This window comes from Streptomyces sp. NPDC027185 (assembly GCF_055567035.1).
Genome location: NZ_JBVHRF010000016.1, coordinates 1 through 10116, shown reverse-complemented (window position 1 = coordinate 10116; position 10116 = coordinate 1). Strand labels below are relative to the sequence as shown.

The 10116-nt window shown below is 72.7% G+C and carries 1 protein-coding gene; it reads left to right on the top strand.

Annotation, left to right across the window (positions count from 1 at the left end; genetic code table 11):
- Positions 1-187: 187 nt before the first annotated feature.
- On the top strand, positions 188-10116 hold a 9929-nt coding region (locus ACZ4M8_RS29895; protein WP_467613197.1), incomplete at its 3' end, for a hypothetical protein.

Sequence of the window (10116 nt, the reverse complement as noted above, 5' to 3'; positions counted from 1 at the left end):
CGAGGTCTGCGATCGGCGAGATATTCTGACCTCGTGAATTCGTACCGTTCTGCTTTTTCCCGCTGACGTTCCGCTTGCGTTTTTCTTGCGTTTCGCTGACGTCTCGCTGATATTCCCAGCTCGGGCCTCATCCGAGCACTCCCTGCCCGTTTATCCATTCCGCTCCTTCCTCTCAGGTGATGTCGCCATGTACGAGCCCGACCCGACCGTTACCGACGAGATCTACGCCCTCGGCAACGCCTGGATTGATTTCGGCGACATGATGTGGGAGAAGATGCTCGCCATGGACTCCTCGGTCCAGGGTGTGCAGTGGACCGGCGACGCCCACGAGATAGCTGTCACCTGGGCCTGGGGCGCGCTGCGGGAGGCCAAGTTCAAGCCCGCCGCCCAGCATGCCTGGGATGTCGGCAACGCGATCAACGCGTACGGCGACTTCATCAAGGACGTGCAGGCCAAGGAGTTGCATGCGGCGAAGATGCAGGCGATCAAGATGCTCTTGGTCACGCTGCTCTCGATCGTCGCCGTGGTGGCGCTGGCGGTGCTGCTGCCGCTGAGCGCGATCATGGCGGCGCTGACCTCGGTGCTGGAGGCCATGGGCGTGGTCATGGAGGGCATCGCGCTCGCCGCTACCTATGCCGGTGCCGTCGCCCTCGACGTCATCTTGAACATCGTGGTGCAGATCGGCGCCGACATGGCCGGCGAGGCCTTCGCCTCCGCCGTCACCCACACCGACATGCCGGACTTCGGCAGCAAGGAGTGGTGGAAGCACGAGGCGCTGAACATCGGCCTCGCGGGTGGGTTCGCCCTGCTCGGTCCCCTGGCGAAGGGGCTCGGTGCGCTGCGGCGTGGAGTGGGCGACATGGCGCACGCCCCGCATCTGGCGCCGCCGAAGTTCGACCCGAGGGTGGAGACGCCGCCGCTCGGGGGCGGCAGGGGCGCCGCCGGGATCGACGCGCCGAAGGGCTCGTTCGCCCCGCCGCCGGGCATGGGCAACATCGACCTCATCAACAAGCTGCCGGACGGGCCGGGCGGCCTGCCGGGCCGCAACATCAACCCCCCGAAGTCGGACCTTCTCCACCCCGGTGGGGAGGTGCCCCTGGGCAAGGGCCCGCTCAACCCCGACCCGCACATGCCGGTGAACCCGACGCGCGAGGCCGGCGGGAACGTCGCCCCTCACAACGACCTCGCACCGTCGACCGGTGGCCGGCAGCAGGGCGCCCTGCCGCTCCAGACGCGGCCCGACCTCGATGGTGCCGCGCCGCACGCGAACCCGGCGAAGGACGGCGGCGCGCACGTCCCGGTGGGCAAGGGCACCACGCCCCCGTCGGGGGCACCCCTCACCCACGAGCGGCCCGGCGGCACGGGAGCTCACCCCGAGCAGCAGGTCGGTCCGGGGAAGACGCCGCCGAAGGAGGAGATGCCCACCTCGTCGCGGAAGGTGGACGAGAGCGTCGAGACGCCTCCCGTGACGCAGGTGTCCGAGCACGGCGCGGCGAACAACTCCGGCGCGCCGGGGGCCAGGACCGGCCAGAACGTGGGGCACGAGGGTCTGCGGAACAACGCGAAGCTGAATCTGGAGCCCACTCCGTCCGGCCGTCCCACCGCCGACACACCGCACCAGACCGGCCGTGACACCCGCACCGGCGACCTCTCACCGAACGCCAAGCCCCAGGAGCTGAACGGCAACACGGGCGCCAAGCCGCAGGAGGCCGGCGGCAACCCGGGCGTGAAGAACGCGGACCTCGGCGGCAACGCCAAGGCCCACGAGCCCAACAGCACCGCCAGGCCGCAGGACACCAACGCGCCCGGGGCGAAGAACGCCAAGCTCGACGCGGAGACCGGCAAGCCGCAGCCCAACGAGGCGAAGGCCCCGACCGAGAGGTCGTCGGCGCCGCACAACGAGCAGAAGGCACCGACCGGGGAGAAGCCGGCGGGCGACCGCACCACCGGCCACCCGTCGAAGGAGCTCTCGGCCAAGAACGAGTCCCCCGCCACCACCAGGAACAACGCCCGTAACGAGAACGGGAACACGCCGACCAACGCGTCGGCGGAGCGCCCGGAGAACACCTCGGCGTCCGCCGGTGGCAAGGACCAGCGGGCGCACGACGCCTCGGCCGAGGGCACCAACTCCGGCGACCACACCTCCCTCACACGCACCGCGGACGACACCGTCCACCCCGGCCCCGCCGAGGGCGGTCCGCTGCACTCGGGCAGCGGCCACACCGCAGGCGCCGCGGGCGGGTCCGGGCACACCGGTGCCGCCGCGCTGAAGGAGGCGGAAGCCACCAAGGCGAAGGCGTGGGCCGCCGAGCGCGACAACCTGAAGAAGAACACCGCCGAGAAGCTGGACCACGCCGAGCGGGTCCAGAAGCTCACCTCCAACGCGCACTTCGCCGAGGGCGGCCGCAAGCTCCAGGACACGTTCACCGAGATGACCGGGCGGTCCAAGGCGCTCCGGTCGCTGGACGACGTCGAGCGGCAAAAGGTCTTCGACGAGCTGGTGGGCGACGCCCGCACGAAGTTCGACGACCTCTTCGGGCCCTTCCGGGAGGGGCGCGACGTCCGTCCCGAGGCCCTCGCCAAGGCCGAGCAGCAGTGGCAACGGGAGCTGGACAAGCTCGGCGACACCATCCGCGGCCGGGCCCAGCTCCACAAGCTCCAGGTGAAGCTGGACGCCCGGATCGAGACGAAGGTCTCCGAGGCCACCAAGCAGTGGCGCACCGCGGGTCACGAGGCGGGCGTCATCGAGCGGTCCGCCGCGGAGTACGAGAAGAGCCTCAGCCACGCCGTGGACGCCACCTACGGCGAGCTGAAGTCGAAGCCGCACTGGCAGGTGAGCGAGAAGGGCAAGCGGTTCGACCAATTGGCGGACCACCTGCGCAAGGGGCTGCCGGAACGGGTGGGCCGCGAGCTGGAGTTCAGCGGCAGGCTCGACAAGAGCCTGGACGTCTGGCAGGAGTCCGGCTCCGGCCTGAGCGCGCAGGAGCGTGCCGCGCTGCACGACCGCTACGCGCACGGCGCGCAGCAGGCGTTCGACGACCTGGTGGACAAGGAGGCGGCCAAGCTGCTCGCCGCCAAGCAGCGGCTGCGGCCGTTCGCCCAGCTCTCCCGGTCGGAGCAGCAGCTCGCCCACGATCTCGCGGTGAAGAAGTGGCCGGCACGGGAGCAGGAGCTGATCCGGCGGCTGGACGCCGAGCTCCAGGCGGGCCAGGACTTCCGCCGCTTCCTCGACGATCTGCCCTCCCGTCTGGACAAGGACCTGACGGACGGGCTCCGCGGCGCCGGCAGCAGGGTGGAGCTGTCCGACAGCGTCCACGCCTCGCTGAAGCGCGACGCCGAGGCATTCCTGGACGACCTGCGGAACAAGCCGGTCGACGCCGGTGCCCGGGACATCGAGAAGTTCACCCAGGACGGGCTGGTGAAGCTCAACCGCAGCCTGGACGAGCGGTTCCGCTTCGAGAGCGGCATCCAGGAGCGGTGGAACAGCCACCAGCGCCCCGGCGGCGACCTCGGCCCGCACGGCGAGCAGGTGCGCGCCTGGCAGAACGACCTGCGCCACCACGCTCTCGCCGGCATCCGTAAGGATCTGGGCACCGACTACTCCCCCACCCACGTCGACGACGCGCTGACGAAGCTCGACAAGTCCTTCGCCGACATCGACAAGGCGGCACCGGACCTGCGGGCGGGCGCCGAGCGGCTGCCGGAGGCGACCGCCGGCGCGAAGGCCGCGTGGGACGAACTGACCGCCGGACGCCCGGGGCTGCACGCGCCCGTCGCGGACCGTATGTGGTCGGAGTTCCACCACGACTGGATGTCCGGACACGGCAAGATCTGGTCGGACGGCCGGATGGACGGCGTCCACTGGCACGCCCCCGAGCGGGCCCCCGACGTCCCCTACGACGCCGCCCGCGCCGCGGAGCACCAGCAGGCCAAGAACCACCTGCTGGACCACTACGAATCCCTCGTCGACCTGGCCGGTACGCAGGAGCGGCAGCTGTCGCAGCTCGCCGACGACGTGGAGCACGCGGCCCGGGAGTGGCAGCCGCCGCACGAGCGGTTCGCCGGCGCGGCCCACACCGCGGACCAGGCCGCCAAGACCGCCGGGGACGCGGCCACGGCGGCGCGGACCGCGGCCGCCGAGGCGAAGAAGGCCGCCGAGGCTCTGGAGCGGCTCGCCGGGAAGGGCGGCCGGGGCGACACGCTGCCCCCGAAGTCCCTCACCGCCGAGGAGCGGGCCGCCGCGGCCCGCAAGGACACCCTCCCCGCCGCGGACGAATTCGGCGAGACGCTGCACAGCGATGTCGCCAAGGTCAAGGAGACGCGGACCGCGGCCCGCAGCGCCGAGGACGCCGCGACCGCGGCGCGGGACGCGGCCACTCGTGCCAACAGCGCGAAGACGGTGGCGCAGAAGGCCACGGAGCGGCTGCAGCAGGGCGGCAAGGGTGCCACGCCGTCGGCGGACGCCCTGACCGCCGCGCGGGACGCCGCCGCGGACGCGCGCGAGGCCGCCGAGGCGGCGGAGAAGGCCGCCACGCGGGCCGAGGCCGCGGCCCTGGACGCGGGCGCCGCCGCAGCGACCGCCCGGCGCGCCGCCGCGGCCGCGGAGAACTCGGGCGCCCACCACCTGCGCGACCTGATCGGCCGCGAACGGGCGTACCGGCCGACCGCCGACGACATCAAGGCGGTGGTGGACGACGTCGCCGCCGACCTCCGGCGCGAGTTCGACAAGCTCACCGAGCTGCCCGAGCCGGGCCTGGTGAAGAACGTCGACCGCGACGCGCTGCACAGCTCCTGGTCGCGTTACCACCAGAAGGTCATCGACGAACTGCCCGTCCGCTTCGACCGGCGCTACGCCGACGACCGGTACCCGGCGGCCGACAAGGCCGTCGACGAGGTGCTGGCGACCCCGGAGTTCCGCCGGGACCCGCTCCCCGACGACCTCGTCCGCTCGGTCAAGCACCGCTACGCCGAGGACCTGGCCTCGGCCCGGAAGGCCGGGCCGGAGGGCGACGCGGTCGGCTCCGCCCGCGAGCGGCTCGACTTCGCCCGGCGGGCGGAGCAGCAGGTCGACGAACTGATGAAGCGGTACGACATCGGCGACACCGACCTCGCCGGCCGCAACACCACCCGCGACGAGTGGCGGCGCACCGCCCGCGAGGAGCTGCTGAACTCCTACCGCGACATGCGGGAGCTGCGCGCGACGGGCATGGACGCCGGTAAGGCGTCCGACCTCGCACTGCACGGTGCCTCCCGAAGGCTCGGGGAGCACCTGCGGATCGAGGGGCTGATGCCCGGTCTGAAGACCGATCTGCAGAACGCGGCCCTGCGGCACGACGCCGACCTCGCCGTCGCCGACGCGGCGGCGAAGAGCCTGGAGAAGGACCTCAAGGCCGCGGTGGACGACGCGTTCGACACCCTCCACGCCGGCGCGAAGGCCGATCCGCACAGTGCCGACCTCGCGGCCGGCCACGTCCGCAAGACCATCGCGACGCTGACGGGTGAGCGGGGGCTCGCCGGCCGGCTGCGCTACCACGAGGAGCTCGACGCCCAGCTGCGGGACCTGCGTTCGCAGGCCGACCGCAAGGAGCTGCTCCTCGACCCGGTGACCGTCGAGCGGGTCCACGACAAGCTCACCGCGGAGCTGGAGAAGATCGCCGACACCCACCTGGGCGGTATGCGCACCGGCCGCTCCCCGCTGGCCGGCGGCGAGCGGGATCCGCGCTTCCAGCAGTGGCGCAAGGATTCCCAGGCCGCCCTGGACCGTTTCGACGCCGAGGCCAAGCTGGACGAGAACCGGCAGTCCGCCACCCGGGAGGCCGGCGAGGTCTTCGAGGCGAAGTTCGGCGACGGTCTGATCCACCACGTCCCGGCGAACGGCAAGTGGTCCGGCGGCGACGGTGTGGCCTCCTCCTTCCGGCGCGACTGGGTCGCCCTGGACGATCACTTCCGCAACCCCGGCGCGAGCGACCTCCAGAAGTGGCTGGACGTCGAGAAGAACGGCGTCGACGACTTCCAGAAGGGCCTCGACCAGGCACGGGCGCGGCGCGAACAGCTGCGCATGGCACCGGAGCCGAAGGGCAAGCAGCCGACGGAGAACACGCCCGCCGGCACCCGCGACTCCGCGGACCTCCCCGCCTACGAGGAGAACCCGCACAGCTCCGGCCGGGCCCTGACCGGGGAACGCGAGACCCCCGAGCCCGTCTCCCGGGACAACGCCTCCACGCAGGACGGCGCCGGGGCGCAGCAGCAGGTCACCGAGGCCGAGCCGCAGGAGCGGCACACCGACAAGCCCACCCACGAGCAGAACGTCCAGGAGCAGGCCGGCCAGCAGAAGTCCGTCCAGGGCCCCGGCCGCACCCGCGAGCAGCAGGCACCGGCCCACGAGGCGGCGCAGCCCCGCACACCCGGCTCCGGGCAGCAGCAGACGTTCGTACCGGAGCACACCCGGCAGCCGGCGCCGGACCGGGCTCAGGAGCTGCGCGAGCAGTCCTGGAACTACCTCGACTCCCACCTCGGCACCGACGGCCCGCACCGCGGGTTCGACGCCACCCGGCACGCCGGCCGTCTCCGTGAGGAGTTCAGCGGCCACTTCGCCCGCGGCGTCGAGAACGGACTGCCGGAGTCCGCCGCCGCCGACGCCGCCGCGCGCAAGGTCGGCCCCGCCTACCGGCAGGCCCGCGCCGAGTGGACGGAGCGCGTCAACCTGCGGCAGGAGTTCCGCGCGGCGCTCCGGCAGGGCCCCCTCACGCCCCGCACCGGCCTGGTCGACGGCCTGATGGTGGAGAACGACCTCAACCGTCACCAGCCGCACTGGGACGAGAAGACCTGGTCCTGGTACGACGCCCAGCTCGCGCGGCTGGAGAACGAGTACATCCAGGCACGCACCGCACAGCCCGTGGACGGTCAGGCTCCGCGGACGGTGCAGGAGTGGGACCGTACGGTCCGCGCCGCAGCGCAGCGGCTGACCACCGTCGCCGCCCCCATGGCCCACTTCATCGCCCGCTTCACCGCGTACAGCAACTCCTACGACTTCGCGCCGCACTCGGAGTGGAGCGCGGAGACCGACCGCTGGTTCCGGGCCGAGCAGGACCTCTACCGCACGCAGGCGATCGAGGCTCTGGAGCGTGATCCGGGTGCGCTGGCCGACGTCCAGCGGAAGTACAGCGAGCGGATGGCGGTGCTGCGGCGCGGCGCCGAACTCCGCGAGCACCCGGAACTCCTCGACGCCGCGTCCGCCGCGTCCGTGCCGGTGCCCGCGCACGCCGAGGCCGGTGACTGGCGGACGGCCGTCATGCACGAGGCCGAGCACAAGCTCCGTACCGCGTACGAGAAGCTGCTCGCCCAGGAGAGCGCGGAAGCCGCGCACCGGCAGCAGATGCGGGAGAGCGTCGAGGAGCAGGCGCAGGACGACGGCCGGCCGCTGACGCCGCAGCAGGCGGAGGAGCTGGCCGACGAGGCGTCCCGGATCCGTGAGGAGGGCGCGACCGCCGAGGAACTGCGGCAGTCCGCCCAGGACCGGATCGCCCTGGACACCGCGCGCACGGCCGCCCGTACGCGCGGCCGTGCCGCCTTCGACCGCGCCGTGCGGGCCTGGAGCCAGGCGCTGCGCGCCCCCGGCACCGTGCCCGCCGCGCACACCCTCGACGAGGAGCTGACCGCGCGGGTCGCGGCGGCCGAGTGGGAACTGTTCGAGAAGCGGCTCGACGCCCACATCCGGACGACGTTCGCCTCGCCCGCGGACGCCCAGGGCACCCGTCTGTCCACCAACGTGCGGGCCGGGGTGCGGCTGTTGCACAACCTCCTCGCCGACCTCCCCGACGCACTGGACCTGCGGGCCCTTCGGGTGTCGGAACTCGCCCGTGCGGAGCGGGAGTTCGACGCGGCCGTGCGGTCCTTCACCGAGAATCCGACCGAGGAGCAGCAGAAGCTGCTCGCCTCGTTCGGGGCGCAGGGCACCACTCTGTCGCGAGCCGGGCTCGACACCCTGCGTAACCAGCACCTTTCCGCGCTGGACACGGCGTTCTCCCGGAACCTGCGGCCGGACACCGTCGCGGCGGCACGCGGCGAGGACCCCGAGGCGCTGGCGCGCTGGCAGCAGGTGTACGAGGAGACGACGGCGGGGCTGCCTCAGCAACTGGCGCGGCAGGCCGCCCGGGAGGCCGTCCTGGCGCAGGCGCTCACGGACGTCAAGGACGCCGCGACGACGCTGGGCGAGGAGTCCGAGGCGGCTCAGGCGTTCCTCCGTCACTTCCCCGCACTGACGCCGCAGCAGGCGCTCGCCGCCGCCGTGGCGACGGTGCAGCACGCCACCGCCACCACCGTCGACGCGGCGTTCGAGAAGGCCGTCACCGGCGGCGCGGACGCCCTCGCCGGCTGGGAGAAGACGTACACCGAACTGACCGGCGCGAACGCGCTGCAGCCGCGGCTCGTGGCCGTCGCCGCCAAGGTCTCGGCGCTCGCCGGGGCACAGACGGCCCTCGCGCAGGCGCTCACGGAGTGGCAGGCCCACAACCCCGGCCGCACCCTGTCGGACGAGGCGGCCGTCCGCGTCGCGGACGGTTTCCGCGAGCGCGCGGCGGCCGACTTCGACGCGTCCTTCGCCGGGGCCCACTCCGGTCTCACTGAGCTGACCGGCGGTCTCGTGGACTGGCGGCTGCGGTTCGCACAGCTGGAGGAGAGCCTTCCGGACCACCTCCTCTTCGAGGCGGAGGTGCCGGCCGCGGTGCGCGCCGCCGACGCCGCGTTCGCCACCCTCGCCGGCCGTCACCCGCTCGACGGGGACACCCCTGCCCTCCTCAAGGAGCGGTTCACCGACGCCCTGATGACCACCTACCGCCGGGTGTGGGCACCGCACGACCTCGCGTCGTCCTGGCACCACGACGACGCCGTTCAGGTGGAGACCGGTCAGGCCGACGTCCCCGTCATGGACGGTTCCACGATGGGCGGCTCGGCGTTCGGTGAGGACCTGAGCACCGAGGAGTGGGACACCACGTCCGACACGGCCGAGGAGACGGCTCTCCCGTACGCGGTGCCACCGGTGACCGTGCCGGTGCGACCGCTGACCCGGACCCAGGCCGCCCAGGAAGAGCTGGCCGCGGCCGTGGCCGCGGTGCGGCAGGCCCGGACGGAACACGAGAACACGGTTTCCCCCGAGGCGTTGGCGCAGGCGAAGCAGCGCTTCGCCACGGCGCGGGCGGAGTGGCGGGCGGCGCTGACCGCCGAGGCGCTCACCGTGCTGCCGGCGCTCCGCAAGACGGCCGAGGAAACCACGGCAGAGCTGCAGCAGGCGGCCACGGCGCACGACGCGGCGCAGAACGCCCTCGGGGCCGCCGCCCGGACACACGATCAGGCACGGACCCTGCTGCGGCACGCATTCGGCGCCTACATGACGCTGCTGATCGCCGTGGAGAACGCGCGGACGGCGGACGGGGCCGCCGGTAGGCGGCAGCCGAAGCCGACCGCCGCGGAGCTGGCGAAGGCGAAGGCACACCTGACGCAGGCGTGGACGGCCGAACAGGAAGCCGCGGCAGCGCTGTCGGAGGCCGAGCAGGAGGCACAGCGAACCCACCAGGAGAAGGCCGCGGCCGAGAAGAGGTCGACGGCGGCACAGAAGCGGCTGGACACCGCAATGCGGCGCGCCGGACTCTCCCCCGCGCAGACGGACACCCCGGCCACGGGGCAGGCGAACACCCCGGCCACAAGGGTGGGCGCGTGGCTCCTCGAAACGCCGGTGGCGCAGTGGTCGGCTCTCCCGAAGACCACCCAGATACCGCCCGCCGTGATGGAAGGCGCGCTGGAGAACGCCGAGGACCATCTCGACGCCAAGCTCGGCACCGACGAGGCCTACGCGCAAGCACAGTCAGCCCTGGAAACACGGCTGCGGGAATACGACGCGGTCATCAAGTCCGACCGGGCGGCCCGCAGCGGCGCACACCCCACCGACCAGGCCACCCTGAACCAACTCGACAAGACCCTCACCGAAGCGGAAACCCGCCTCCGGACCGCCAGGGCCGTCCTGCACGACGCCTGGATGCGCCGCGACCAAGCAGAGCGAGCAGCATTCGCCCACCTCACACCCACGACACAGATGCTGACGCTCAGCGGCATAACACCACA